Raw genomic sequence first — 26,206 nt, forward strand, 5'->3', positions numbered from 1 at the left:
CGCAGAAATACGGCTGCCGAGATCGCGAAACGTCCTTGCGGCGACTGCCCGGCTGGGCCACGATCGCAGGATGCTCTTGACGATCACCTGCACACCACCGGAGGACGCCGCGTGGCCGGCGACCGACCTGGGCTTCTTGCTGCACAAGAACCCCGACCGGGTGCAGGCGTTCGAGCAGTCCTATGGCGTTGCGCACGTGCTGTACCCGCAGGCCGACGCGGCGCGGTGCACGGCGGCGCTGGTGCTCGAGGTCGACCCGATCCGGCTGGTGCGCGGACGCTCGCGCAGCACAACGGATTTCAGCCTCGGACAGTACGTCAATGATCGGCCGTACGCGGCATCGTCGCTGCTGTCGGTCGCGCTCGGCGCGGTATTCCGCACCGCATTGCACGGCCGCTGCGACCAGCGCCCCGAACTGGTGCGCACCGCGCTGCCGTTGCGCATCGAACTGCCCGCCGTGCCGTGCAAGGGCGGGCCGGAGGCGGCCGAACGCGTCTTCGCCCCGCTCGGCTGGACTGTGGCGGTCACTCCCCTGCCACTGGACCCGGCCTTTCCCGAATGGGGCGATTCCCATTACGTGCGAATCGAACTCACCGGCACGCTCCGGCTCGCCGACGCGCTCTCGCACCTGTATGTCCTGCTGCCCGTGCTCGACGGCGCCAAGCACTATTGGGTGGCCGCCGACGAGGTCGACAAGCTGATCCGCGCGAGCTCGGGCTGGCTCGCCGAGCACCCGGATCGGGCCTGGATCACCCGGCGCTATCTTGCCAGGCGGCACTCCCTCGTCCGCACGGCGCTCGCACGTCTCGCCGAGATCGATGACACCGACCCGGAACAGCTGGACGCGGTCGAAGACACCGCCGACGAGTTCGGCAAGGACAGCGGCACCGCAAGCCCGGCAGCCGAGCAGACCACCGTCGAGGCAGGTGAACCCACAGCGTCGCTGGCAGTGCTGCGCCGCGAAGCAGTACTCGCCGCACTGCGTGAGGCCGGGGCGCGGCGAGTGCTCGATCTCGGCTGCGGTGACGGAGCGTTGCTTCGAGAGCTGTTGGCGGACACAACGTTCAGTGAGATCACCGGAGTCGACGTGTCGATGCGATCGTTGAATATCGCGAAGCGGAGGCTGCGGCTGGACCGGTTGCCGGAGCGGGTGGCGCAACGGCTGTCCCTGCGACAGGGCGCGCTGACCTACACCGACGCGCGCCTGCGCGGCTACGACGCCGCGGTCCTGATGGAGGTCGTCGAGCACGTGGACCCGCCACGTCTCGGAGCGCTCGAACACGCCGTATTCGGTTCCGCCGCGCCGGGTTCGGTGATCGTCACGACCCCCAATGCCGAATACAACGCGCTGTACGAGGGGCTGGAGACAGGCGCCTTCCGGCACTCCGACCACCGGTTCGAATGGACCCGCGCCGAATTCGCGGCGTGGGCCCATCGAGTCGCGGAACAGCACGGATACCGCATCCGATTCGTTCCGGTCGGCCCCGAGCATCCCGACGCCGGGTCGTCCTCTCAGATGGCGGTGTTCACCAAGGCAACCGCCGAAACCACCGACGGCGCAACGAAAGGAGTCGCGCGATGACCGAGCTGTCCGTCCCCGAGCTTTCGCTCGTCGTGCTGATCGGCAGCACCGGCTCCGGGAAATCGACCTTCGCGCACGCGCATTTCCGCTCGACGGCGGTCGTGTCCTCGGATGCCTGTCGCGGGATCGTCAGCGATGACGAGAACGATCAGTCGTCGACGCCGGACGCCTTCGCCCTGCTGCATCACATCGCGGGCGTGCGGCTGCGGCGCGGGCTGCGCACCGTCGTCGACGCCACCAATGTGCAGCCGAAGGCGCGTCAGGAACTGATCGCGGTGGCCCGCGCGCACGATGTGTTCCCGGTGGCCATTGTGCTCGACGTGCCGGATTCGGTATGTCTCGAACGCAATGCGCGCCGCGCCGACCGATCGCATCTCGGGCAGCATGTCGTCACCAGGCAGCAGCGCGAACTGCGCCGCGGTCTGCGCGGCCTGGAGCGCGAGGGCTTCCGCAAGGTGTATGTGCTGCGCGGAGTCGAGGAGATCGAATCCGCGACGATCGTCGACGAGCGGTCGTGGAACGACAAGCGCGAGCTCACCGGCCCTTTCGATGTGATCGGCGATGTGCACGGCTGTCGCGCCGAACTGGAAACGCTGCTCGCCAGGCTCGGCTACGAGCTGCACCGCGACGACCTCGGCCGCGTCGTCGGCGCGAACCATCCGGGTGGGCGCACCGCGGTGTTCGTCGGTGACCTGGTCGATCGTGGCCCGGACACCCCCGGCGTACTGCGGTTGGTGATGGGCATGGTGGCCGCGGGCACCGCGTTGTGCGTCATCGGCAATCACGAGAACAAGCTGGTGCGCGCGCTGGACGGCAGGAACGTGCGCGTCGCACACGGCCTTGCCGAATCACTGGCCCAGCTCGAGGCGCAGGACGAGGACTTCCGCAAGGCGGCCACCGAATTCTGCCGCGGGCTGGTCAGCCACTATGTGCTCGACGGCGGCAATCTGGTGGTCGCGCACGCCGGGCTGAAGCAGGAGTACCACGGTCGCATGTCCGGCCGGGTCCGGTCCTTCGCCATGTACGGCGAATCCACCGGGGAGACCGACGAATACGGCCTGCCGGTGCGGTATCCGTGGGCCGAGGACTATCGCGGTCGCGCCACGGTGCTGTACGGGCACACACCGGTCACCGACCTGCAGTGGGTGAACAACACGCTCTGCCTGGACACCGGCGTGGTGTTCGGCGGCCGCCTCTCGGCGCTGCGCTACCCGGAGCGGGAATCGGTTTCCGTGCCCGCCGAGCAGGTGTGGTACGAGCCGGTGCGGCCGCTGCGGGCCACCACCATCGCGACGGCCGAGGGCGTGGTGCGCCGCGATCCCGGCGTACTGGACCTCGACGATGTGATCGGCCGCCGGGTAGTCGAAACCCGCCAGCACGGCCGCGTCGGCGTGCAGGAGGAAAATGCCTGCGCCGCACTGGAAGTGATGAGCCGCTTCGCGATCGACCCGCGCTGGCTGGTATATCTGCCACCGACCATGGCGCCCTGCGCGACCTCGGAGCTGGCGGGCCTGCTGGAGCATCCTGCCGAAGCCTTCGCCTACTACCGGTCCGAGGGCGTCGAGCGGGTTGTATGCCAGGAAAAGCACATGGGTTCGCGCGCCATCGTTCTGGTGGCCCGCTCGGCAGCGGCGGCGCGTGACCGGTTCGGCGTCGAGGACGGCGGCACCGGCGTGATCTACACGCGCACTGGTCGTCCGTTCTTCGACGACGCCGCGCAGGCCGAGGCTTTACTGGCCCGAGTACGTGCGGCCGCCGAAACTGCCGGGCTGTTCGAGGAGCTCAACAGTCAGTGGCTCCTGCTGGACACCGAGTTGATGCCGTGGTCGGCCAAGGCGGTCGGCCTGCTGCGCAACCAATACGCGGCGGTGGGCGCGGCGGCACGGGCCTCGCTCGGCGCGGCCACCGAATTGCTGGCCGCAGCGGCAGGCCGCGGCCTCGACATCGCCGACCTCGCCGATCGCACTGCCGCCCGCAAGTCGGACGCGGACGCCTTCAGCGCCGCCTACGGCCGGTATTGCTGGCCGGTCGACGGGCTGGCCGGACTCCGGCTCGCCCCGTTCCAGATCCTGGCCGCCGACGGCGTCAACTACGCGGTGCGCGACCATGATTGGCATCTGGAGCGCGTCGACCGACTGGTCGCGGCGGATGGCGATCTGTTCGCCGCGACCGCGCGGATGACCGTCGACCTCGCACAGCCCGACGGCGAAGCAGCGGCCACCGCGTGGTGGTCGGAGCTGACCGCCGCGGGCGGTGAGGGCATGGTCGTCAAGCCGGTCGAGGCACTCGCGCGCACCGCGGCGGACCGGCTGGTCCAGCCCGGCGTGAAATGCCGTGGACCCGAGTACCTCCGGATAATCTACGGCCCGGAGTACTTGCGCGAGGACAACCTTCGACGCTTACGCACTCGCGGCCTCGGCCGCAAGCGGTCGATGGCGCTGCGCGAGTACGCACTCGGCCTGGAAGCGCTGGATCGTTTCGTCGCGGGCGAACCGCTGTGGCGTGTCCACGAAGCCGTCTTCGCGGTCCTCGCCCTCGAAGCCGAGCCGGTCGATCCTCGGCTCTGACCGCCGAAAACACACCGGTCGCTACCCGGTAGGCCGGGTAGCGACCGGAATCAGTCGCTGGTCGCCGCAGCGGGGTACATCACTTCTTCTTGCGGAACGCGCCCTTGATGCTGTCGACGATGCGCAGGAGGCCGCGCATGGCCATCGGGAAGAAGGCCGCCTTCATGAATTCGAAGTAGCTCGGGTTGTAGCGGGCGACATACGAGATCGCCGGGTCGACGGATTCGACCTGGTGCCACCAGAACATCGGGATGTAGAGAATGTCACCGGTCTCCAGAACCACGTCGTAGTACGACGCGTGCTGCAGCTTCTCGAAGCTGTTGCGATCCGGCTCGAACTCGTCGGGCAGCCCGGTGTAGGGATCCGAGGCCTTGAACGGCACCTTGCCGTACACATTGCGGTATTCGTTCGGCGGGAACAGCCGGACCCGCTTGCGGCCGTGCAGCTGGATCAGCAGGCCGTGCCACGGATCGTTGTGCAGCGGAGTCAGGTTGCCCTGCTGCCCGATCCACACGCTGCTGGCCGCCGTGCTCTGCGCGCGGGTGCCGACGCGCGCGGGCAGCAGATCGGCCAGTGGACGCGGATCCGCCGCGGAGCGCGAGTAGTAGTTCTTGCCCGGCTTCGGCTGATCGAAGACGGCGTCCATGACCTCACGGTATTCGAGCACCTCGACCGGCGAGGTTTCCTGAGTGAACACGTTGGTGGTGCTGGTCAGCGCGGCCACCTTCTCACTGCCGTACTTGCTGCGCAGCTCCTGGGGCTGGTAGTCCTCGAAGATCGGCCAGGTCTTGGCGACACCGCGGAAGACGACCGGGGTCTGCTTGTCGAAGACCGGCTCGAGCTCGAAGTCCTGCGCGGGCACCTCGAGATTCTGTTGACCGCCCGTGGATGGCTGGACAGCGTCTCGGACACTCCGACCGAGCCAGAGCGCGAAACTGGCGAAGAAAATCGGTGCCAGCGTCGCCGGCCTCTCGTCGTAACCCTTGGTCATGTCCCAATCTTCCAACGGAATCAGGTGCCCACCGCCTGTCGGCCGGCTGCTCGACGAGACTATCGGCGCGCCCCCGGCCGATGCTACATCCGCTGCGGGAGACGAGGACTGCGGGAAAGCCCCACTGGTGAGGAGGGCGAACGCGGGATTACTCCGTGCCGGGGCTCGCGGCATCGTGCCGCTGGGCGGCAGTGATCTCGACTGCGGTTGAGCAAGCGACCATTGCCGCCCATAAGTGACACCCGTTACAGTTTGCGTTAGCACGCTGCTTGCAACTGTTACGTGCCAGCTTGCAGGCGTTTTTGACAGACAAAGGAGTCTGACCATGCCCGCTGCGAGCATCGACGCGCCAGCCCACATGCTGATCGACGACCGGTTCACCGCGGTCGCCGCCAAGTTCTTCTCGATGTTTCGCCGCAAGAGTCAGGGCGGGGGCGGACTTGCGGTCTATTGGCACGGCGAGCCCGTCCTCGATATCTGGGCGGGTTGGGCCGACACCGACCGACGCTGGCGGGCGGACTCCATGGCGCTGTCGTACTCGACCGGCAAGGGCGTCGCGGCGACCATCGCACATCGCCTCGTCGAACGCGCCGTCCTCGACCTGGACGAGCCGGTGGCGACCTACTGGCCGGAATTCGCGGCGAACGGCAAGGCGGACATCACGATTCGTGAGGTGCTCAACCATCGTGCCGGGCTGCAACGCACCCGCGGCCTGGTCGAGCACCCGGACGATCTGCTCGACCACGACGCCGTCGCGGCCGCCATGGCCGCCTCCGCGCCCGACCCGATGCGACTGCGCGCGTCCGGCTACCACGGCCTGACCTTCGGCACCCTCATCGCGGAGATCGCCCAGCGGGCCACCGGCCGCGGCTTTCTCGAGGTGGTGCGCAGCGAACTCGCCGAACCGCTCGGCGACAACGATTTCTGGTTCGGCGTGCCCGAGCATCAGCGCCACCGCCTGGCCCAGCTGGCACCACGCCTCGGCGTCGCGGGGGTGCCGTTCGACACGCTGATCGCCCCGTTCGCGGCGGTGCGAATCGTCCGCTCGGCACGCGGCGCCATCTACGACGGCTGGGCCGACATGACCCTCGGCCCGCGTCCCTACGACGCCATGATGCCCGGCTGGAACGGCGTTTTCACCGCGCGCTCGCTGGCCAAGATGTACGGCGCCATCGCCAATGACGGCATGGTCGGCCACCGCCGCCTGCTGCGGCCGGAGACCACCCGCCGCATCGCCGAGATGCCGCCGAACGGCCGCTACGACTACGTCCTCGGCGCCGCACCCCACTTCGCTCTCGGCTACCACCGCGCCATCGTCGGCGCCACACTCACCAGGCATGCGTTGGGCCACTTCGGCATCGGCGGCTCCGGCGGCATCGCCGTACCCCGCCTCGGCCTCTCGATCGGCTTCGTCACCAACCACCTCGGCAACCACGCGATGTCCCTCGGCGACGCCCGCCTGCCCATGCTCGCCGCCATGTGCGAGCGCGCCGCCCGCTCGGCAGGCACCGACAGTGCCTCCGGTTTCATCGACACCACCGCGGCGGCGAGCTGACCGGTCCGGTCGTCGGCAATGACAGCCCCTCCGCCGCGTGCACGGTCGGCTGCGCGGGCTCCCCTCCTGACGTCGACGGCCGGTCAGGCCTGCTCTTTCGGCCGGGTGAGGCCGAGGGAGCGCACGAGGTGGCCGATTTCGTTGCGGTAGAGCTTGTCCGGGGCGGTCGTTTGTGAGCGCAGGTGGCCGAGGATCTCCAAGGAGACGAGGCCGTGCAGGTGGCCCCAGATGCGTAGCGCGATCGCGATGGCGGCCGGAGGCAATCCCGGGAAGTCCCGCGCGACCTCGCCGACGAGTTTGTCGTCGAAGTCCGACCACTCGAAGCCGCTGTCCGCGTACAGCTTCTCGGCATGCGGCCACGCGCCTGCCGCCAGGCCGGTGAGGCCCGCGCATACCCGATGCTCGGCCTCGGGGGCCGCACCACCCGCCGGTGGCCGATAACCGGGCACCGGATCGCCATAGATGAGGCGGAAACCCTCGGAGTTGGCCAAGGCCCATTCACGGAAGGCGCAGGCCCAGGCCAGGATTCGGCCCGCGGGGTCAGCCGGCGGGCAGGCGTCCCTCGCCGCTTCGACGGTGTCGGCGAGCTCGCTGTACACATCGTTGATGAGCGCGGTGACCAGGTCGTCGCGGGTGGCGAAATAGCTGTAGACCGCGTTGGCGGTCATGCCCATTTCGCGCGCGATCGCCCGCAGGGTGATCGCGCCGGGCCCGCCGTCGGCCATCAGGCGCAGGGCGACCTGCTTGATCTCGGTTGTCGTCTCGGAACGTCGTCGTTCCCGCCTGCTCGGCGCCGCAGTGGCCACGGAGCCACCTTACAGCGGCGTACAGAAACTAGACGTTGCACATAAAGTTCACGGCGTATAGTTTTTACGCGCCGTACCAAACAGCTCTAGGAGAACCATGTTCATCGGAATCGTCGGCGCGACCGGCAATATCGGCCAGCGAGTGCGAGCCGAAGCCGAAGCCCGCGGCCATCACGTCACCGCGTTCAGCAGGGACGCGCGTGAACGGACCGCCGATCAGCCGAACGTCGCCTGGCGCAGCCTCGACGTGTTCGACAGCGCCGCCGTCGCGGCCGCCCTGCCCGGAATGGACGTGCTGATCAGCTGCTATCAGCCAGGCAATGCCGCAACGGATTTCGCGGGCACAGTGGCGACATCGATCGCCGACCCTACGGCCTACGCGACCGCGGCGCGCTCGCTGGTGCAGGCGCTCGGCAGCCATCCACGCACCCGCCTGATCGTCGTGGGCGGCGCGGGCAGCCTGGAATTCGCGCCGGGTCGGGTCACCGCCGACGACGACCAGCGCCTCACCGACACCCTCGACAGCATCGGCCTGCCTCGCGAGTACGCGGCGGCGGTGCGCGGCCACCGCGACGCGCTGACCGTGCTGCGTAGTTCGAACCGGCTGTGGACCTACTTCAGCCCCGCCGAACTGATCGCACCCGGCGAACGCACCGGCCGCTACCGCGTCGGCGGCGATCAGCCGGTGCTCGATGCCGACGGTCGCAGTCGCATTTCGATCGAGGACGCCGCCGTCGCGCTGCTCGACGAGGCCGAGCTGCCGCGATTCGTACAGCGACGCTTCACGATCGGCTACTGACCCGACTCCTGCGCCTTCAGCTTTCGCCACCCACCGGCGCGGTTGTTGGCGATGATCTGGCGGACCATGGTCAACAACGCCGGAGCATTGAGGGTTTCCCCCTCGCGGACCGCCACCGTGCGCGCGGTCTTGTTGTCGTGGCCTGCGGTGATGATGCCCTCGGGGTCCGGCACGATGGCGCCGTCGTAGAGGAACACGTTGACGTGCAGTCTCGCCGCGAGCAGCGCGCAAATATTGCCATCCAGCATGAAATACGGCTGGACGGTGCGCTTGACGGTCTCGACGACCTCCGGGTCCGCCTCGTGCATCAGTTCGCGAACCTCGTGACAGATCCGCTGCTGCCACTCGGGTAGCGCGTCGATATAGGCGTCGACGCGTGGGTCGGCCTTATAGGACATGCGAATGATCCAAACACAGACACCCGCCGTCGCGTGCTGTGTTGCGGCAGGCGACGGGCGAGTGTTCGCGCTCAGTAGTTGTGGCAGGTATCGGCCACGGTCTGCATCTTGTCGCGCATTTCGGTGAAGCGCGGGTCGTTGCGGCGTTCCTCGATCTTCCCGCGGTGCTCCTCGATGCGCTCCTTGACCTTGGGATCGTCGAGACGCTGCTGGATGGCGGCCTTGCGCTGCTCGGGCGGCAGATTCAGCAACTGCTCCAGCTTCGCCTTGCGCTCAGGATTGGCGTCGAGGCGGGCGGCGAGCTCAGGGGCCGCCGCGTGCAGCGCCGCATCCACCTGAGCGAAGGAGCACGTCGTTTCCGCGAGCAGGTGGCCCGGCCCGCCCGGCCCGCCCGGCGCTGCGGCGGCGATTCCGGGAACCAGCAGCGCCGCAGACGCGCCGACGGCGAGCACGCCGCCCGCCACGGCGATCCGGATACGACTCGATGTGGAACTCATGTTCGAAACCTCTCCCAGTGGGTGAATCCGATGTCGATCAACGACACCTGGGATCGAACCCGGGAATTCTAAGACCAGCCTGGGAACCAGCTGCGAACCACATCCGTATCGAACCCGCGGCTGGTAACAGATAGCTCGGGACGCCGCGCGCACCGACCGCTATCGCACCGCTTCTTCCCAGCACGCCCGGCAGCTACAGCCGAAGGGGTGGGGTGGCCCGCTGCCGGAACCGAGCGAGGTGGCCGATCACGGCATCGCCACGGCCGGACCGGCCGGAGAACATTACTGTCGAACTGCTGTCGGGGTGACAGGATTTGAACCTGCGACCCTCCGCTCCCAAAGCGGATGCGCTACCAAGCTGCGCTACACCCCGTTGCCCTCGCGCCGGTATCGGCCGCCGCAGAGGATGAATAACCCTGTGTGGAGCGGGTGACGGGAATCGAACCCGCACCATCAGCTTGGAAGGCTGAGGTTCTACCATTGAACTACACCCGCAGGCATACGACATCTATGGGATCGCCACGATGCCGTGTGCGTACCGACTGTACCGAACGTCGCTTCGGAAACGCTAATCGCCCCACGCGGACCGGTGCGCCGCAATCGTTCTCGTCGGCGCGGCCCCGGGTCGACCTCTGGTTGTACGTCGCGGCTATGGTCGAGGGCGGGGTGATTTCGCCGCTACTTCGGACGCGTTCCGGCGCGCCGTCGGCGTGTCGTTTCGCGACTTCCCAGCGAACGAGATTCGTGTGTAACGCCCGAGCCTCGATAGCGATGAGATACCCGATCGCCATTCGTATGGATTCGAGAACGCGTTGTAAAACAGCGTTTTTCGAAGCCGGGTGGCTTGCTAGGATCCTTTTTGCCGGACGGGGGTATCTGGAAAGGGGGCGGTGAGCGTGCACCAGGCAAGGTGGACACAGCCGCATGGCAGTGGGAACGATCGGGGTGAGGCCGGCGCCGGTGTGGGTTCAGCACACCGCGCCACCGACTCGAGCTGTGCCGGGTGAGTGCGATGGCGACCGACATCGAGCCCCCGGTAGCCGCCATGGCCCGAGCCTGGGCGCGTGCGGTGTGCGCCGAGCCGGGTTCACACGCGGCGCCCAGGCAACTGGAACCGGTATTGATCGAGATCATCGAACGACTGCTGCACCTGGCCAAGTCCGAGCCGTTCCCCGTGCCGGAGGCGCGAATGCTCGGCGCCCGGCTGGTCGAGGCCCCGTTCGAAAGGACCAGAATGCTGGCGCAGGCCACCCGGTGGCTGCTCGGCTTCCCGGCGGGCGCACCGGGATCGCTGGTCGCCACGCGCTGGCCGTTGGTCGCCAGCCAAGCCATCGACAGCTATGCCCAGGCCTTGCAGGAGCGCGCGCTCGCGCAGCAGGAACAACATATTTCGGCCGCGGTGTCGCTGCGGGTGCAGGAAATCGCGGCGTTGCAGCATCGGCTGCGCCACGAGGCGACCCACGATGCGCTGACCGATCTGGCCAACCGCACACTGCTGCAGGACCGGGTCCGGCTGATGGCGGCCGATCCGACCCGCGGCGTCGGCCTGCTGCTGATCGACCTGGACCGCTTCAAACAGATCAACGACGGCTTCGGCCACGCGGTCGGTGACGAGGTGCTCGTCGAGCTCGCGCGCAGGCTGCGAGAGATCTGTCCGCCGGACACCGTGATCTGCCGCTACGGCGGTGACGAATTCGTCCTTGCCACCAATCCGCGTCACAACACCCTCGGCGATCTCGCGCACCAGATCGTCGGTACGCTGCGCGACCCGGTGTGGTCGACGGCCGGGCCGGTACCGGTCTCGGCCAGCGTCGGCACCGCCTACTGCGCGCCGGGCAGCCCCTGCGATTTCACCGACCTGCTGCGCAGGGCAGATCGCGCGATGTACTCGGCGAAGACCGCGGGCGGCAAGCGTTTCGCACTCGCGGAATCCGACGAACCGGAGATCAAGACGGCCGTCGCAGGCTGAGGACACAGAGCGCCTATCCGGCTGTGTGTCAGCCTTGGCAGCTGTGGCACCAGAACAGGTTTCGCGTCTCCAGCACGGCATGCCGGATCGGGGTGCCGCAGACACGGCAGGCGGAGCCGGAACGGCGGTAGACGTAGGTCCGTGGCCGGTCGACCGCGTAGGACGGTTCACCGTGGTCGTGCTCGGGCCGGACGACGACCATCTTGCCGACCCGCACACCGACCCGCATCAGCGCGACCAGATCGGTCCACATCGCGGCCCACTCGTCCGCGCTCAGCGCGGTCCCTGGCCGCTGTGGCGAAATGCCGTGCCGGAACAGCAGTTCCGCACGGTAGACATTGCCGACACCGGCGAGCACCTGCTGATCCATCAGCAGTGCGCCGATCGGCCTGCGCGAGCGGTGAATTCGCTGCCAGGCCCGATCCGGATCGGCGCCGCGCCGCAGCGGGTCGGGGCCGAGCCGATCGGTCAGCGCCGCCACCTCGGCGTCGGTGTACACCTCGCAGGCAGTGGGGCCGCGCAGGTCGGTACCGAAGCCGGGCTGCTCACCCGATCCGCTCCCGAACATCCGCATCCGCACCTGCCCGACCGGCTCCCCCATCGGCACGGTCGCCTCGGTGAACTTCCCGTACAGTCCGAGATGCACATGCACGACGAGCCCCGACTCGTAGTGGTGCAGTAGGTGTTTGCCCCACGCCTCGGCCCGCACCAGCAGCTGACCATCGACCCGCGCGGCCCCGGCCGCGAACTTCCCCTGCGGGCTCGACACCCGCACCACACCGCCCGCGAGGCGCCGCTGATGTAGCTTCGCGAGACGGTGCAGCGTATGTCCCTCAGGCACAGTTGATGATGACCGCGCCCGGATCAGTACGCGGGAACGGCCGGTGCGGCACCGGTCTTTTCGTACTCGGCGAGGATGTCGATGCGGCGCTGGTGGCGCTCTTCGTCGGACCACTCGGCCGCGAGGAAGGCGTCGACGATAGCGAGCGCTTCCTCGGTCGAATGCATGCGGCCGCCGATGCCGATCAGCTGAGCGTTGTTGTGCTCACGTGCCAGCTTCGCGGTCTCGACGCTCCAGGCAAGGGCGCAGCGGGCGCCGGGCACCTTGTTCGCGGCGATCTGCTCACCGTTGCCGCTGCCGCCGAAGACGAGCCCGAGGCTGCCGGGATCGGCGACGGTGCGGCGGGCCGCCTCGATGCAGAACGCGGGGTAGTCGTCGAGAGCGTCGTATTCGAGGGCGCCGCAATCGACGGCCTCGTGGCCCGCCTGCTCCAGATGGGCCTTGACGAGATTCTTCAGTTCGAAACCGGCATGGTCGGCACCCAGGTATACGCGCATGGCAGCGATTGTGTCAGGCCGCTTCGGCGGGGTCGCGAGAGGGATCGGGAGACGACACGGCTCGGGATCAACACCCGCGCCGCCCTCCCACGAAACCCATTGTGCACGATGCGCGCCGGCGCCGATGGTCGCCCGGCACCGCGTGCGGCAATCCCGTCCAGCCGACCGAACAGAGTGGCTTCCCATGCCCAACGATCCTCAGCCGCAGGCTGATCCAGTGCCCGAGCCGGGCCGCCCACCGATCGAGACCGACCGGTCGACGGAGTCGATGGCCGGACCCGCCGACGGGATTCTGAATAGAGTTCTTCCCATGCAGCCGCACGAACCCCAGCAGGCAGGCCCGCCGGTCGACCCCTACACCCCGCAGCAGGGCGGGTGGGCACAGGCTCAGGACGCGACCGCGGCACCCTACGGCTCGGCGCAGTATCCGCAGGTGCCCAATCCCTATCCGGGCGGGCCCTACCCCACCGGTCCTTATCCCACGGCTCCCTACGGACCCGCACCGTACGGCGGTGCGCCGATGCCGCCCGCGGTGCCGCCGCAACAGCAACCGCGCGGGCTGTCGCCCTTCGGGATGCCCGCTCGGCACACCTGGGAGATTCCGCTGCTGGTCGTCGTCGTCATGCTCACCGTTGTCACGTTCATGTTCGCGATACTGTTCGCGGCGCTCGGCACCATCAACCAGTACATTCTGTTGTTTCTCGCCGCGCCGCTACTGGTGTGGCTCGTGCGCGGTCAGACCTTCGCGAGTCTGCGGGTCAACGGCGTCAAGATGTCGCCGACCCAATTTCCCGAGGGCTATCGGTTGGTGGCCGAGGCGGCAGCCAGATTCGGCATGAAGAAGGTGCCCGACGCCTACGTGCTGCTCGGCAACGGTCAGATCAACGCATTCGCCTCTGGGCACGGATTCCGTCGCTTCGTCGCGGTCTACAGCGATCTCTTCGAAGTCGGCGGGGCGGCGCGGGAACCCGATGCACTGGCCTTCATCATCGGCCACGAGGTCGGGCATATCGCCGCGGGCCATGTGTCCTATTGGCGACAGCTCGGCATGTACCTGGTGCCGTTCCTGCCGATCCTCGGCAGCTCGCTGATCCGCGCGCAGGAGTACACCGCCGACAATCACGGCTACTGCTACCGGCATCTCGGCGCGCCGACGGCCATGGGCACCCTCGCCGCGGGCAAGTACATGAACACCCTCGTCGGCTACGACGAGATGGCCGACCGGGCGGCGACCGAGAAGGGCTTCTTCGTCTGGATCGTCAACGCCATGTCGTCGCACCCGGTGCTGACCTGGCGCATGTGGGCGCTGCGTGATCGCAGCAGGCACGGCAATATGTTCCTGCGCCCGAGTCGGCCCGCGGGTGCTCCCCCTGCGGGTAACTACCCCAGCAGCTACGGCGAAGTCCCGGCGCTACCGCCGAAACCCGTGCCGTAACCGGGCACGATCGGTGCCATCGCATGCGCCGCGATGCCACCGATCGCCGGTGAACAGCTCGTCTAGTCGAAGGCGGGGTCTTCGGTGCGGGTGCGCTTGAGCTCGAAGAAGTGCGGGTAGGACGCCAGCGCGACCGCGCCGTCCCAGAGCTTGCCCGCCTCCTCGCCGCGCGGGATCCGGGAAAGCACCGGACCGAAGAAGGCGTTGCCGTTGATGTGAATCGTCGGAGTGCCGACGTCGGGGCCCACCTTGTCCATGCCCTTGTGGTGGCTCTCGCGCAGCGCCTCGTCGTAGTCGGCGCTTTCGGCGGCCGCGGCCAGCTCGGCGGGGAGGCCGGCCTCGGCGAGCGAATCGGCGATCACCGCGGCGAGGAATTCCGCCTGCGACTCCCGCTCGTACTCCGCGCGCCGGTTGTGGATGCGTGAACCCATGGCGGTGTAGAGCGGCGCGAGCACCTTGTCGCCGTGCTCCTGCGCCGCGGCGATCGCGACCCGGACCGGGCCCCAGCCGGTGGCGAGCAATTCCTTGTACTGCTCCGGCAAGCCATCCCTGCCCTCGTTCAGCACCGACAGGCTCATGACGTGGAATCGGACCTCGATATCACGCACCTGCTCGACCTCGAGGATCCAGCGCGAGGTGATCCAGCACCATGGGCACAGCGGGTCGAACCAGAATTCGGCAACATCCTTTTCGGCGCTCACAGGTCGCTTCCTCTCGATCACGTGCTCGTAGCGCGGCGGAATTCGCCTCGCCGCCATTTGGGCCAACCACCCGATCGCGCGATTCGTTCCCGACTTCGGGTCCGTTTTTCCGGTGAGTCGTTTTCGAGAACGGCGACGACCTGTCCCAGTAGGGTGATAGCGCAGGAGTCCGGTTCCCTCTCGACAAGGAGTCCGCAATGACCTCTGATCGGCGTTTCGTCATCGTCGGCGGCGGACTGGCCGCGGCCAAGCTCGCGGAAGCGCTGCGAGACAACGATTTCGACGGGACCGTCACAGTGATCGCCGCCGAGGAGCACCTGCCCTACGAACGACCACCGCTGTCGAAAGAACATCTGGCAGGCAAGAAAGCGCTCGCCGATTTCACCGTGGATCCGGCCCAGTGGTACCGCGACCACCACATCGATCTGCGGCTCGGCACCACCGTCACCGCGATCGATCCGGTGGCGAAGACCGTCACGCTGCCGGACGATTCGACACTGCCCTACACCAAGCTGGCATTGGCGACCGGTTCGACGCCACGTCGGGTGCCGATTCCGGGGGCCGAGGCCCCCAACGTCTACACATTGCGCACCATCGCCGACTCCGACACTCTCATCGACCTCTTCGGCAAGGCCCGCAGGATCGTGATCATCGGTGCGGGCTGGATCGGGCTGGAGGTGGCCGCCGCGGCGCGCGCGGCCCAGGTCGAGGTGACCATTGTCGAAACCGCCGAGTTGCCCTTGCTCGGGGCGCTCGGACCGGAGATGGGCGCGGTGTTCGCGGATCTGCACCGGGCGCACGGAGTCGATTTCCGCTTCGGCACTCAGGTCACCGAGATCGTCACGCGCGACGAGACAGCCACGGGGGTCCGGCTCAGCGACGGCAGCGTCGTGGATGCCGACGCGGTGCTGGTCGCGGTCGGCGCCCGGCCGAACATCGAACTGGCCGCCGATGCCGGGCTCGCCGTCGACGGCGGGGTGCTCGTCGATGCGAGCCTCGCCACCAGCGACCCGGATATCGTCGCCGTCGGTGATATCGCCGAGCAGCAGCACCCCGTGCTCGGGCGCCGAATTCGGGTGGAGCACTGGGCGACTGCGCTCAACCAGCCCGCCGTCGCGGCCGCGACCATGCTCGGCAAGACCGCGTCCTACGACCGCATGCCCTACTTCTTCACCGATCAATACGACCTCGGCATGGAGTACACCGGGTACGCCGCACCCGGCGACTACGCGCGAGTCGTGGTGCGCGGCGATCCGGCGACGCGCGAGTTCGTCGCATTCTGGCTCGATGCAGGCAACCGCGTGCTCGCCGGGATGAACGTCAATGTCTGGGATGTGACCGAGCGGATCAAGGAGCTGATCGGCGAACAGGTCGACCCGGCACGGCTCGCCGACACCTCCGCGTCCCTCTGAGCGCATCTTGTGATGCGAATCACATCATGAGCATCACGGATATGTCGAACGGGCGCCGCGGGCTCCGACCTCACCGCGAGAGCGTCGCACGGACGCACCGAACGGCAAGGAGCCGTGCCATGAAGTACATGCTGCTGAAGACCTACAGCCCCGCCGCCTACTGCGACACCCCGATCACCGAGTGGACGCCCGAGGAGATCCAGGCGCACATCGACTTCCAGCGTGCGCTCGGCGAGGAGCTGGCCAAGTCCGGCGAGCTCGTCGACGCGCAGGGTCTGGCCGGACCCGACCAGGCGGTGCTGATCAGTTCCGACGGGCGCTCCGCGCCGGTGGTCACCGATGGACCTTTCCCGGAGACCAAGGAGTTCCTTGCCGGGTACTGGATCGTCGATGTGGACAGCAAGGAGCGTGCGTTGGAGATCGCCGCGGCAGCGTCGGCAGGCCCCGGCCCCGGCGGCAAGCCGATCGGCGAGTACATCGAGGTGCGCGCGGTGATGGGCGCTCCCGCCACCGAGCAGTGACCGGATACGGCGCGGCGGCCGAACATACCGGCGGCGCGCTCGAATGACGGCGCCGCTGAGCGCCACAACCGGACAACTGTGATCTTGTCCCGTATCGGCACGTCCCGGACAATCACACGATGACCGGGACGTTGCCCGTCGGCACCGAGGACCTGTTGCGCGAACTCGCACCGCAGGTCCTCGGCACGTTGGTGCGCCGATTCGGTGACTTCTACACCGCGGAGGACGCGCTGCAGGAGGCGCTGCTCGCGGCGGCGACGCAATGGCAGGCCGAGGGGCTGCCGGACAACCCGAGGGGCTGGCTCATCCAGGTCGCGCAGCGCCGGATGGCCGATGCGGTGCGGGCCGAGGTGGCCAGGCGACGCAGGGAGACAACGGTTTTCGAGCGGGACGTGCCCGACGCGGAGGCAGTCGACCGCGACGACACCCTTGCCATGTTCTTCCTGTGCTGCCATCCCGCGCTCTCCGGCGCGAGTGCGATCGCACTGACGTTGCGCGCGGTCGGCGGCCTCACAACGGGCGAGATCGCCCAGGCCTTCCTGTTGCCGGAAACCACTATGGCGCAACGCATCTCGCGCGCCAAGAAACGACTGTCCACCCTCGAGCGCCCCTTCGCGCGACCGAGTAACGCCGAGTGGCGGGAGCGCCTTGGCGCGGTGCTGCACGTGCTCTATCTGATCTTCAGTGAAGGCCACACCACGACCTCCGGCCCGAACCTGCATCGCACGGATCTGTCCACCGAGGCGATTCGCCTGACCAGGTCCATCCACCGGCTGCTGCCCGAGGACAACGAAGTCACCGGCCTGCTCGCGCTGATGTTGCTCACCGACGCTCGCCGCGCCGCGCGCACCGGAGCGCACGGCGAACTGATTCCCCTCGCCGAACAGAATCGCGCACTGTGGGACCGCGCGGCGATCACCGAGGGCGTGACGCTGACGACCGGCACCCTATCGCGCGGCCTCACGGGCCCTTACCAACTCCAGGCCGCGATTGCCGTCCTGCACGCCGAGGCTTTACGCCCCGAGGACACCGACTGGCCACGAATCCTCACGCTCTACACCATGATCGAACGCATGGCCTCTAATCCGATGGTGACCCTCAACCGCGCCGTCGCCGCCGCCATGGTCCACGGCCCCGCGGCCGGCCTGGAATTGGCCGACACCCTCGACGACCGACTAGCGGGCAATCACCGGCTCGACGCCGTCCGCGGACACCTCTACGAAATGGCAGGCGATATCGACGCCGCCATCGCCTCGTATACGGCCGCCGCGGGCCGCACCACCAGCACACCCGAGCGCGACTATCTGACCATTCGCGCCGCCCGGCTCCGCCGCATGCCTCCGCAGCGCTGACCCTGGCACAAGGAGCGGCGCGGACGGCGGGCGTGGACCCGTGTCGGGTCCGCAGCGCCCGACAGCGCACGGCAGACTGATCGCTGTGGCAGGCAAATACAGCGCGGGTGTTCTCTTGTTCCGCCGGACCTCGGGCGACGCCGAGGTCCTCATCGGACACATGGGCGGACCGTTCTGGGCGCGTAAAGACAACGGCGCCTGGTCGATTCCGAAGGGCGAGTACGACCCGGACACCGAGGACGCCGCCGCTGCGGCGCGTCGCGAGTTCACCGAGGAACTCGGCCTGCCCGTGCCCGACGGTGCGTGGATACCGCTGGGCGAGGTGCGCTACGGCAGCGGCAAGAGCGCGAAGAACCTCACGGTGTGGGCGATCGAGGCGGACCTGGATCCGGCGCAGGTGACGCCGGGGACATTCGAGGTGGAGTGGCCGCCACGTTCCGGCCGGATCGCGGCGTTCCCGGAAATCGACCGCGCCGCATGGTTCGACCTTGCCACCGCGCAGGACAAACTGGGTACCGGCCAGCGGCCCTATGTGGACCGCCTTGCCGAACATCTCACCGGCCGGACACCGGCCTGAGCGGACGCCCACCCCACCGTTCACGGAGGTGGACGGTGCCCGCCCGCGCCACAAATGCGAGCTACGCGCCCCAGGTCTTTCCGGTGATCAACTCGTAGGCCTGCCTATAGCGCTGCCGTGTCGCTTCGACGATATCGGCGGGGATTTCCGGGCCGGGCGGCTCCTTGTCCCAGCCGGTCGAGGTGGACCAGTCACGGACGAACTGCTTGTCGAAGGAGCGCTGCGGGCGACCCGGCTCCCACTCGTCGGCAGGCCAGAAGCGCGACGAGTCCGACGTGAGCACCTCGTCGCCGAGCGTCAGCGTTTCACCGTCCCAGCCGAATTCGACCTTGGTGTCGGCGACGATGACGCCGCGCTCGGCCGCGTGCGCGGCACCGCGGGAGTACAGGTCGAGGGTCAGATCGCGCAGCCGCTCGGCGACCTCGCGGCCCTCCTGATTCACGACATCGTCGAAGGTCATGAACTCGTCGTGACCGGTATCGGAGATCTTGGTGGTCGGGGTGAAGATCGGTTCGGGCAACTTGTCGCCCTCGCGCAGCCCCGCAGGCAGCCGGACCCCGGAAACCGCGCCGTCACGCTGGTATTCGCGCAACCCCATGCCGACCAGGTAGCCGCGCGCGATGCATTCGACCTGCACCATCTTCAGCGGCGTGACCCGGATGGCGCGACCTGCGAATTCGGCGGGCACATCGGTGGTGGACAGCACATGGTTGGGGATGTCGGCGAAGAACTCGAACCACCAGTTCGACAGCTGCGTCAGCAGCTTGCCCTTGTCCGGGATGGGGGTGGGCAGCGAGACGTCGTACACCGACACCCGGTCGGTGGCCACGAGCAGCAGGGTATCGCCGTCCTCGTAGAGGTCGCGCACCTTTCCCGCGTGGATGTGCTTCACGTCGCAGCTCCGATCCTGGTCGATAGGGTCAATGCGAAAAAGTTCCGCGCGGGCAACCTTACCGAGGTGGCATTGTGGTCACTGTCGTGCCTGCCCGGGCACAGTTCTTCGACCAACGAAGGAGACTCATGTCTGCACCCAACCTGACTCGTGACCAGGCGATCGAACGCGCCTCGACAGTGTCGGTCGAGAACTACCGCATCGAACTCGACCTGACCGACGGGGCGGGCAAACCGGGCGAGCAGACGTTCTCCTCCCGCACCACGGTCACCTTCACCGCCACCCCCGGCGCGAGCACCTTCATCGACATCGTGGCGCGCGGAGTCGGCTCGGCGGTCCTCAACGGCCGGGCGGTCGATGTCGCCGACTACGACGAGTCCACCGGGATCACGCTGACCGGCCTCGCCGAGCGCAACGAGCTCGTGGTCGAGGCGGACTGCGAATACTCCAACACCGGTGAGGGCCTGCACCGCTTCGTCGATCCGACCGACGACGCGGTCTACCTGTACTCACAGTTCGAGACCGCCGACGCCAAGCGCATGTTCGCCTGCTTCGACCAGCCGGACCTCAAGGCCACCTTCGACATCTCGGTCACCGCGCCCGTCGACTGGAAGGTCATCTCCAACAGCGCTGTCGTGGAAACCCTTGCCGCCGACCCCGGTAAGCACATCTTCCGCACCACCCCGAAGATGAGCACCTACTTGGTGGCACTGATCGCAGGCCCGTACGCCGCGTGGACCGAGGTCTACACCGATGACCACGGCGCCATCCCGCTCGGCATCTACTGCCGCGCCTCGCTGGCCGAGCACATGGACGCCGACCGGCTCTTCACCGAGACCAAACAGGGATTCGGCTTCTACCACAAGAACTTCGGCGTGCCCTATGCCTTCGGCAAGTACGACCAGCTGTTCGTGCCCGAGTTCAACGCGGGCGCCATGGAGAACGCCGGAGCGGTGACCTTCCTGGAGGATTACGTCTTCCGGTCCAAGGTCACCCGCGCCTCCTACGAGCGGCGCGCGGAGACGGTGCTGCACGAAATGGCGCACATGTGGTTCGGCGACCTGGTCACCATGAAGTGGTGGGACGACCTGTGGCTCAACGAGTCGTTCGCGACCTTCGCCTCGGTGCTGTGCCAGTCCGAGGCCACCGAATACACCAGTGCCTGGACCACTTTCGCGAATGTCGAGAAGTCCTGGGCGTACCGGCAGGACCAGCTGCCCTCCACCCACCCGATCGCCGCGGACATCCCCGATCTGGCGGCGGTCGAGGTGAACTTCGACGGCATCACCTACGCCAAGGGCGCGAGTGTGCTCAAGCAGCTCGTCGCCTACGTCGGGCTCGAGCCGTTCCTGGCCGGGCTGCGCGCGTACTTCGCCGAACATGCCTACGGCAACGCCACTTTCGACGACCTGCTGACGGCGCTGGAGAAGTCGTCCGGCCGTGACCTGTCGACCTGGGGCACCCAGTGGCTCAAGACCACCGGCCTCAACATCCTGCGCCCGGACTTCGAAGTGGCTGCCGACGGCACGTTCTCCTCGTTCGCGGTCGTGCAGGAAGGCGCGGCGCCCGGCGCGGGCGAGCAGCGCGTGCATCGTCTCGCCATCGGCGTCTACGACGACCAGGACGGAAAGCTGGTCCGCACCGAGCGCATCGAACTCGACCTGGATGCGGCCGAGCGCACCGAGGTCCCCCAACTCGTCGGCATTGCGCGCGGCAAGCTGGTGCTGGTCAACGACGACGACCTCACCTACTGCTCGGTGCGCCTCGACCCCGATTCGCTCGATGTGCTGGTGAACCGCATCGGTGATATCGCGCAACCACTCCCCCGCACTCTGGCGTGGTCGGCCGCGTGGGAAATGACCCGGCAGGCCGAGATGCGGGCGCGCGACTTCGTCGCCCTCGTCCAGCGCGGCATCGGCGCGGAGACCGAAATCGGTGTGGTGCAGCGACTGCTGATGCAGGCCAACACCGCCATCGGCAGCTACGCCGATCCGGCGTGGGCCGCGACCACCGGCTGGCCGGAGTTCGCCAACCGGCTGCTCGAGCTCGCCCGTGAGGCCGAGCCGGGCTCCGACCATCAACTCGCTTTCGTCAACGCGCTCACCGGCGCCAAACTGTCCGCCTGGCACACCGAGGTGCTGCGCGAGGTGCTCGACGGCGATCCCGCCGAGATCGGCCTCCCCGGCCTGACCGTCGACACCGACCTGCGCTGGCGGCTCGTCACCGCGCTCGCGGCCGCGGGCGAGATCGACGCCGACGGCACCGGCACCCCGGTGATCGATCAGGAACTGGCCAACGACCCGACCGCGGCAGGCAAGCGGCACGCCGCCGCCGCCACGACGGCGCGACCGATCGCCGAGGTGAAAGAGCAGGCCTGGTCGACGGTGATGGGCGATGATTCGGTCCCCAACATCACCGCCCGGTCGATTGTCGGCGGCTTCGCACCGGCCGGTCAGGACGAGCTGCTGACGCCCTATGTGGACCGGTATTTCGCCGACGTCCCCGGCGTCTGGGAACGGCGCTCCAGCGAGGTGGCACAAACCGTGGTGATCGGCCTCTACCCGGCCTGGGCGATCAGCGCGGAGGCCGTTGCCGTTGCCGACAAGTTCCTTGCCGGCGATCACCCTCCCGCACTGCGTCGCCTGGTCACCGAAGGCAAGGCGGGCATCGAGCGCTCGCTGCGCGCCCGCACGTTCGACGCCGAGTCGTAGCGGCCAGCGGCGGGATTCCGGAACGAAGCGTGCTCGTCCACCACAGCGGTGGGCGAGCACGCTTGTCGGGAGCAGCGTGGAACTTCGCGAGATCGAGATCTTTCTGGTCCTGGCCGATGAATTGCACTTCGGCAGGACCGCAGAACGGCTCGGGGTATCCCCGGGACGCATCAGCCAAGTGATCAAACAGCTGGAAAGCCGTGTCGACGCACCGTTGTTCGTGCGCACCAGCCGTCAGGTGACACCTACCCCGGTCGGACGTCAGCTGCGTGACGATCTGGCCCCCGGTTACCAGCAGATCAAGCAGGCGATCGCCAAGGCGACCGCGAACGGGCAGGGCATCACCGGGGTCTTACGGGTGGGCTTCTCCGGCGCCTGGTGCGGCAACCTCATCGTCGCGGCCGGTGATCTGTTCCGTACGCGCTACCCCGGATGCGAGATCCGGATCCAAGAGACAGCGCTCAACGACCGCTTCGGGCCGTTGCGCACCCGTGAGCTCGACCTTCAGCTCACCGAATTTCCTGCCGACGAACCCGATATCACGACCGGCCCGGTCATCTTCTCTCATCCGCGCGCACTCACGGTGCCGGCGGCACATCCCCTTGCCGGTCGCGAATCGGTGTCGCTCGAGGACCTTGCGGACTATCCCCTGATCACGATCGACGGGCCGCCGCAGTACTTTCTCGACTTCCACCTTCCGCGCTGTACGCCGCTGGGCCGACCCATCCCGCGGGGCCCGGCGACCACCGCGTGGCAGGAAATCCTCTCCCTCGTGAGCGCCGGGAAAGCGGTCTGCCCCACCTCCATTCGGTCGGCCGACTACTACAGCCGCCCCGAACTCACTTACGTCCCCTTTCACGATGCCCCGACCATGGACTTCGGACTCACCTGGCTCACGTCGGCCGAGAACACTTACATCCGAACCTTCGTTCAGACGATCCTCGAGGTCGCCGCGGACTTCCCCGGCACGGTCGGCGCCGGGGAGATCGTCAGCGAAACAGCTGGGCGTTAGCGGCTGCCCACCGGGCGAAGGTAGTGGCGGGGGCGCCGGTGATGTCGGCGACCGCGGTGGTCGGCTGTTGCGGATGCTCGACCATCATCTCGAGGCCGTCGACATACCATTCGGCGAACTCGCCCATGGTCGGCGTGAGCTGCTGGATCGCTGTTGCGCGTGACACTGTCACGAAGTCGATCGGGCGGCCGATGGCTTCGGCGAGCTGCCGGACCCGATCGGCTCTGGTCAGTGTTTCCGGGCCTGAGAGGTGGTGAATTCGGCCTTCGTGTCCGTCGGACAGCAGGATGGCGGCGGCCACTCGCGCGATGTCGTCCATGGTGATGGGGGCGTTCGCGGAATCGGGGTATGGCTCGCGAATCTCACCGGTCGAGCGGACCTGGTCTGCCCACATCAGGGTGTTCTCGGTGAATTCGCCGGCATACAGGTGGGTCCAGTCGACTCCGGACTTCGCCACCGCGGAGGCGATCGGCTGCCACTCGGTGTGCTCGTCACCCGAGAGGTCGACGATGTGCCGAATGCCCGCATCCTGTGCCAGCGCGACGACCTCGTCCACGGTCTCGAGCACCGGGGCGAGATACATCCGGTCCACACCGGCGAAGGCCGCGGGCAGCGACGAGACCCGACGCAGGTAACCCTCTGCGATCTCGACACCGGCGGGAAGTGCGGCGCGCTGCGGGTTGTTGGTCAGCGCCCGCACGTCCTCGGCTCCGGCTGCCAGCAGATGATCGACGACCATTCGGCCGATGTTTCCGGTCGCGCCGGTCACAAGAATCCTCATCCCCCTACTGTTGACAGGTTGCCGGACATCGCGCAAGGAGCACTTTCGCCCGCGGATACCGGGGCGCGCCCAACCTCGTGATGAGCACGCCCCGTTAGCCTTTCGGCTCAGCCGAGCTTGCGGCCGAGGAAGTCGAGGATCAGCGCGGCGATCTCGGGACCGTGCGTCTCCAGTGCGAAGTGGCCCGCGTTCAGCAGGTGCAGTTCGGCGTCGGGCAGGTCACGCAGGAAAGCGCGAGCGCCTTCCGGACCGAAGATCTCGTCATGCTCGCCCCAGGTGATCAGGACCGGCGGCCGGTGTTCGGCGAAGTACTTTTGGAAATCCGGGTAGCCGTCGAGATTGAGCTTGTAATCCGCGAACAGCTGGAGCTGGATCTCCTTGTTGCCCGGGCGATCCAGGTAGTGCTGATCCAGGGTCCAGGTGTCCGGGCTGACCAGCGCCAGCCGGTCGGCCGGAACACCATGCGTGTACTGCCATTTCGTGGCGTCGAGTTCGAGCAGCTTGCGCACGGCGGGTTCGTGCGCGGCCCGGTCGTTGGCGTGCGCGAAGAGCACCTCCCAGAACGGCGTGAAACCCTCCAGGTAGGCATTGCCGCTCTGGGTGATGAGCGCGGTGACGCGCTCGGGGTTGCGGGAGGCGATACGCAGCCCGATCGGAGCGCCGTAGTCCTGGATGTAGAGGGCGAACCGCTGGATGCCCAAGGTGTCCAGCAGTTCCAGGGTGATCTCGGTCAGCTTCTCGAAGCTGTAGTCGAAGGCGAGCACCGACGGCATCGCCGACTGGCCGAAGCCGATGTGGTCGGGCGCGATCAGGTGGTAATCCGCGGCCAACTCGGGCAGCAGGTTGCGGAACATGGCCGAGCTGGTCGGAAAGCCGTGCAGCAGGACAAGTGTCGGCTTGGCCGGGTCGCCCGCTTCGCGGTAGAAGACCGGCAGGCCCTGGATCTCGATGGTGTGGTGGCGGACGTTGGTCATGTCATTTCTCCTGTTGGTGTGATCTGTTTCTGATCGGACGGGCTATCGGTGGGTCAGCGGTCTCGACGACCTCGAGCTGCGTGGCCGGATGCTCGGTGGTGCGTTGGCCTCGGTGGCGCTCATGGATTACCTCGGGGTTCCGGCAGTCAGGCCGCGCTGGCGACGAGTTCGATTTCGGGTTTCGGGGTGGGGGTGAGCAGTAATGCCGCGGCCACGCTGAAGGCCAGCCCGAGGGCGAAATAGCCTTGGTAACTATCGGTTCGGGCGTGGATGAGACCGGCGACCGCGAGTCCCGCGGCGGCGGCGAGTTGGTGGATCACCCATGCGGGCGACAGTGTCCGTCCCATGCGAGCGGGGTCGAGACCACGCGAGATGACGGCCATCGTCAGTGGAACGATCGGGAAGGAGGCCGCGCCGAAGAGCGCGGCAACCACAATGAGCGCGGCGGGGGTGGTGGACGAAACAGCAAGTGTCAGTGCGACTATGCGCACGAGATAGAGAATGCGGAGCAAGGTCTCCTGTGGGTGTCGATGTTGCAGCCGAACCATGGCCGCGGAGGTGATCCCGGCGGCGAGCGCGGCCAAGGCCACCAGGCGTCCGGCCCCGACCACCGACCAGCCCGACTCGACGGCGTGCTTGGGCAGCATCAAGATCACTACGTACAGGGTCGCCGAGTGCAATCCGAACGAGATCAGCACCTTGCCCCGGCCGGCCAGTGACTCCCCGCGCCTGGCAACGGCATTGGTGACTCGATCGACGGGCAGGACAGCCCACAGGATTCCGGTGACCGCGAGCCCGACCGCACCGAGCAAGGCATAGGTCGCCCGGACGCCGACGGGTTCGAACAGCACGGTCGCCGCCCACGGCCCGATCAGCTGACCCAGATTGATACCGACCGCCGCGCGAGTGAGGGCGGGGCCCACCTGGTTCCCGAGTGATCGCCCGATGAGCGTGGTGACCGTCAATGTGGACGAGGCCGCGAAGCCGAGCCCGCCGAGCACCATGTAGGCGGCGACGAATTCCCAAGTCTCGCGCACCACCGCCAGTGCGAGGTAGCTGCCCGAGATGAGCGTGAGTCCGCCGATCAGCACCAGCGTGGAACCGACTCTGTCGAGCAGCCTGCCGACGAACGGCTGGGCAAACCCGGTCACCGTGGTACCCAATGCGGCAGCGGTCGCCAGCGCCGCCGTGCTCACCCCATAGGAAGCCGCGGTCGGCGCGAAGAACACTCCCATCGAGAAGTTCAAGCCGAACGACACGGTCATTGCCGCCAACCCGGCCCAAGCGACTTGTTCGCGTCGCATGCTCACCACTTCCTAACTATCAAAACAGATTT

Annotated in this window: 23 protein-coding genes and 2 tRNA genes; 12 read left to right on the forward strand and 13 right to left on the reverse strand. The window is 67.6% G+C overall.

The genetic code is table 11. From position 1 onward, the window contains the following. Positions 1–70 precede the first annotated feature (70 nt). Both ACFU4Z_RS15115 and ACFU4Z_RS15120 read left to right on the forward strand, forming a co-directional pair. Positions 71–1,582, forward strand: coding sequence for a 3' terminal RNA ribose 2'-O-methyltransferase Hen1 (locus tag ACFU4Z_RS15115; protein ID WP_379063100.1), 1,512 nt, complete (start codon positions 71–73; stop codon positions 1,580–1,582). Continuing rightward, positions 1,579–4,149, forward strand: coding sequence for a polynucleotide kinase-phosphatase (locus tag ACFU4Z_RS15120; RefSeq protein WP_379063102.1), 2,571 nt, complete (start codon positions 1,579–1,581; stop codon positions 4,147–4,149). The genes ACFU4Z_RS15115 and ACFU4Z_RS15120 overlap by 4 nt, the downstream gene beginning before the upstream one ends. Positions 4,150–4,228: 79 nt before the next feature. Here ACFU4Z_RS15120 and ACFU4Z_RS15125 read toward each other — a convergent pair whose 3' ends face one another. After that, complete coding sequence (locus ACFU4Z_RS15125) at positions 4,229–5,140, reverse strand: cupin-like domain-containing protein (protein ID WP_379063104.1); 912 nt, start codon at positions 5,138–5,140, stop codon at positions 4,229–4,231. 325 nt (positions 5,141–5,465) lie between these two features. On the opposite strand from ACFU4Z_RS15125, the gene ACFU4Z_RS15130 reads away from it, so the two are divergent. Next, the gene (locus ACFU4Z_RS15130; RefSeq protein ID WP_379063106.1) at positions 5,466–6,695 is read left to right on the forward strand and encodes a serine hydrolase domain-containing protein; all 1,230 of its coding nucleotides are present in this window, start codon (positions 5,466–5,468) and stop codon (positions 6,693–6,695) included. 83 nt (positions 6,696–6,778) lie between these two features. On the opposite strand, the gene ACFU4Z_RS15135 is transcribed toward ACFU4Z_RS15130, so the two are convergent. Beyond that, positions 6,779–7,501, reverse strand: coding sequence for a TetR/AcrR family transcriptional regulator (locus tag ACFU4Z_RS15135; RefSeq protein ID WP_379063108.1), 723 nt, complete (start codon positions 7,499–7,501; stop codon positions 6,779–6,781). 97 nt (positions 7,502–7,598) lie between these two features. On the opposite strand from ACFU4Z_RS15135, the gene ACFU4Z_RS15140 reads away from it, so the two are divergent. Further along, the gene (locus ACFU4Z_RS15140) at positions 7,599–8,300 is read left to right on the forward strand and encodes an NAD(P)-dependent oxidoreductase (RefSeq protein WP_379063110.1); all 702 of its coding nucleotides are present in this window, start codon (positions 7,599–7,601) and stop codon (positions 8,298–8,300) included. Here ACFU4Z_RS15140 and ACFU4Z_RS15145 read toward each other — a convergent pair. From ACFU4Z_RS15145 to ACFU4Z_RS15160, 4 genes are all read right to left on the reverse strand, one after another. After that, positions 8,294–8,698: a DUF1801 domain-containing protein gene (locus tag ACFU4Z_RS15145; RefSeq protein ID WP_379063112.1), complete on the reverse strand. Its 405-nt coding sequence runs from the start codon at positions 8,696–8,698 to the stop codon at positions 8,294–8,296. The two genes, ACFU4Z_RS15140 and ACFU4Z_RS15145, sit on opposite strands and share 7 nt — an antisense overlap. A gap of 71 nt (positions 8,699–8,769) precedes the next feature. Next, positions 8,770–9,195, reverse strand: a complete 426-nt coding sequence (locus tag ACFU4Z_RS15150) for a hemophore-related protein (RefSeq protein ID WP_379063114.1) — start codon at positions 9,193–9,195, stop codon at positions 8,770–8,772. Positions 9,196–9,494: 299 nt separating this feature from the next. Continuing rightward, positions 9,495–9,568, reverse strand: a tRNA-Pro gene (locus tag ACFU4Z_RS15155). A 48-nt stretch (positions 9,569–9,616) separates the two neighbouring features. Continuing rightward, a tRNA-Gly gene (locus tag ACFU4Z_RS15160) sits at positions 9,617–9,690 on the reverse strand. A 517-nt stretch (positions 9,691–10,207) separates the two neighbouring features. Between ACFU4Z_RS15160 and ACFU4Z_RS15165 the strand changes: the two genes are divergently transcribed. Further along, positions 10,208–11,164, forward strand: coding sequence for a diguanylate cyclase domain-containing protein (locus ACFU4Z_RS15165; protein ID WP_379063116.1), 957 nt, complete (start codon positions 10,208–10,210; stop codon positions 11,162–11,164). A 28-nt stretch (positions 11,165–11,192) separates the two neighbouring features. Here ACFU4Z_RS15165 and ACFU4Z_RS15170 read toward each other — a convergent pair whose 3' ends face one another. After that, positions 11,193–12,005: an Fpg/Nei family DNA glycosylase gene (locus tag ACFU4Z_RS15170; RefSeq protein ID WP_379063118.1), complete on the reverse strand. Its 813-nt coding sequence runs from the start codon at positions 12,003–12,005 to the stop codon at positions 11,193–11,195. 23 nt (positions 12,006–12,028) lie between these two features. Continuing rightward, complete coding sequence (locus tag ACFU4Z_RS15175; protein WP_379063120.1) at positions 12,029–12,502, reverse strand: ribose-5-phosphate isomerase; 474 nt, start codon at positions 12,500–12,502, stop codon at positions 12,029–12,031. Positions 12,503–12,935: 433 nt separating this feature from the next. On the opposite strand from ACFU4Z_RS15175, the gene ACFU4Z_RS15180 reads away from it, so the two are divergent. Next, positions 12,936–13,937 (forward strand): M48 family metallopeptidase, encoded by a 1,002-nt coding sequence (locus tag ACFU4Z_RS15180; protein WP_379063484.1) that lies wholly within the window; start codon positions 12,936–12,938, stop codon positions 13,935–13,937. A 62-nt stretch (positions 13,938–13,999) separates the two neighbouring features. On the opposite strand, the gene ACFU4Z_RS15185 is transcribed toward ACFU4Z_RS15180, so the two are convergent. After that, on the reverse strand, positions 14,000–14,638 hold the full coding sequence (locus ACFU4Z_RS15185) for a disulfide bond formation protein DsbA (RefSeq protein ID WP_379063122.1): 639 nt from the start codon (positions 14,636–14,638) through the stop codon (positions 14,000–14,002). A 197-nt stretch (positions 14,639–14,835) separates the two neighbouring features. On the opposite strand from ACFU4Z_RS15185, the gene ACFU4Z_RS15190 reads away from it, so the two are divergent. The 4 genes from ACFU4Z_RS15190 (at position 14,836) to ACFU4Z_RS15205 (ending at position 18,500) form a co-directional block, all read left to right on the forward strand. Continuing rightward, positions 14,836–16,050, forward strand: coding sequence for an NAD(P)/FAD-dependent oxidoreductase (locus ACFU4Z_RS15190; RefSeq protein ID WP_379063124.1), 1,215 nt, complete (start codon positions 14,836–14,838; stop codon positions 16,048–16,050). A gap of 119 nt (positions 16,051–16,169) precedes the next feature. Continuing rightward, the gene (locus ACFU4Z_RS15195) at positions 16,170–16,571 is read left to right on the forward strand and encodes a YciI family protein (protein WP_379063126.1); all 402 of its coding nucleotides are present in this window, start codon (positions 16,170–16,172) and stop codon (positions 16,569–16,571) included. A gap of 119 nt (positions 16,572–16,690) precedes the next feature. After that, positions 16,691–17,923: an RNA polymerase sigma factor gene (locus ACFU4Z_RS15200; RefSeq protein WP_379063128.1), complete on the forward strand. Its 1,233-nt coding sequence runs from the start codon at positions 16,691–16,693 to the stop codon at positions 17,921–17,923. 85 nt (positions 17,924–18,008) lie between these two features. Further along, positions 18,009–18,500, forward strand: a complete 492-nt coding sequence (locus ACFU4Z_RS15205) for an NUDIX domain-containing protein (protein ID WP_379063130.1) — start codon at positions 18,009–18,011, stop codon at positions 18,498–18,500. Positions 18,501–18,561: 61 nt separating this feature from the next. Here ACFU4Z_RS15205 and ACFU4Z_RS15210 read toward each other — a convergent pair whose 3' ends face one another. Further along, the gene (locus ACFU4Z_RS15210) at positions 18,562–19,392 is read right to left on the reverse strand and encodes a phosphoribosylaminoimidazolesuccinocarboxamide synthase (RefSeq protein ID WP_379063132.1); all 831 of its coding nucleotides are present in this window, start codon (positions 19,390–19,392) and stop codon (positions 18,562–18,564) included. Between the two features lie 128 nt (positions 19,393–19,520). On the opposite strand from ACFU4Z_RS15210, the gene pepN reads away from it, so the two are divergent. Further along, entirely contained in the window at positions 19,521–22,103 is a 2,583-nt protein-coding gene (gene pepN / locus ACFU4Z_RS15215) for an aminopeptidase N (protein ID WP_379063134.1), read from the forward strand. A 76-nt stretch (positions 22,104–22,179) separates the two neighbouring features. After that, positions 22,180–23,115: a LysR family transcriptional regulator gene (locus ACFU4Z_RS15220; RefSeq protein WP_379063136.1), complete on the forward strand. Its 936-nt coding sequence runs from the start codon at positions 22,180–22,182 to the stop codon at positions 23,113–23,115. On the opposite strand, the gene ACFU4Z_RS15225 is transcribed toward ACFU4Z_RS15220, so the two are convergent. The 3 genes from ACFU4Z_RS15225 to ACFU4Z_RS15235 all read right to left on the reverse strand — a co-directional run bounded on the left by ACFU4Z_RS15225 (position 23,093) and on the right by ACFU4Z_RS15235 (position 26,174). Beyond that, the gene (locus ACFU4Z_RS15225) at positions 23,093–23,896 is read right to left on the reverse strand and encodes an NAD(P)H-binding protein (RefSeq protein ID WP_379063138.1); all 804 of its coding nucleotides are present in this window, start codon (positions 23,894–23,896) and stop codon (positions 23,093–23,095) included. The two genes, ACFU4Z_RS15220 and ACFU4Z_RS15225, sit on opposite strands and share 23 nt — an antisense overlap. Before the next feature lie 107 nt (positions 23,897–24,003). Next, complete coding sequence (locus ACFU4Z_RS15230) at positions 24,004–24,870, reverse strand: alpha/beta fold hydrolase (protein ID WP_379063140.1); 867 nt, start codon at positions 24,868–24,870, stop codon at positions 24,004–24,006. Between the two features lie 146 nt (positions 24,871–25,016). Next, positions 25,017–26,174, reverse strand: a complete 1,158-nt coding sequence (locus ACFU4Z_RS15235; RefSeq protein WP_379063142.1) for an MFS transporter — start codon at positions 26,172–26,174, stop codon at positions 25,017–25,019. Between the last annotated feature and the right edge of the window lie 32 nt (positions 26,175–26,206).

This window comes from Nocardia sp. NPDC057440 (assembly GCF_042802915.1).
Lineage (GTDB): Bacteria > Actinomycetota > Actinomycetes > Mycobacteriales > Mycobacteriaceae > Nocardia.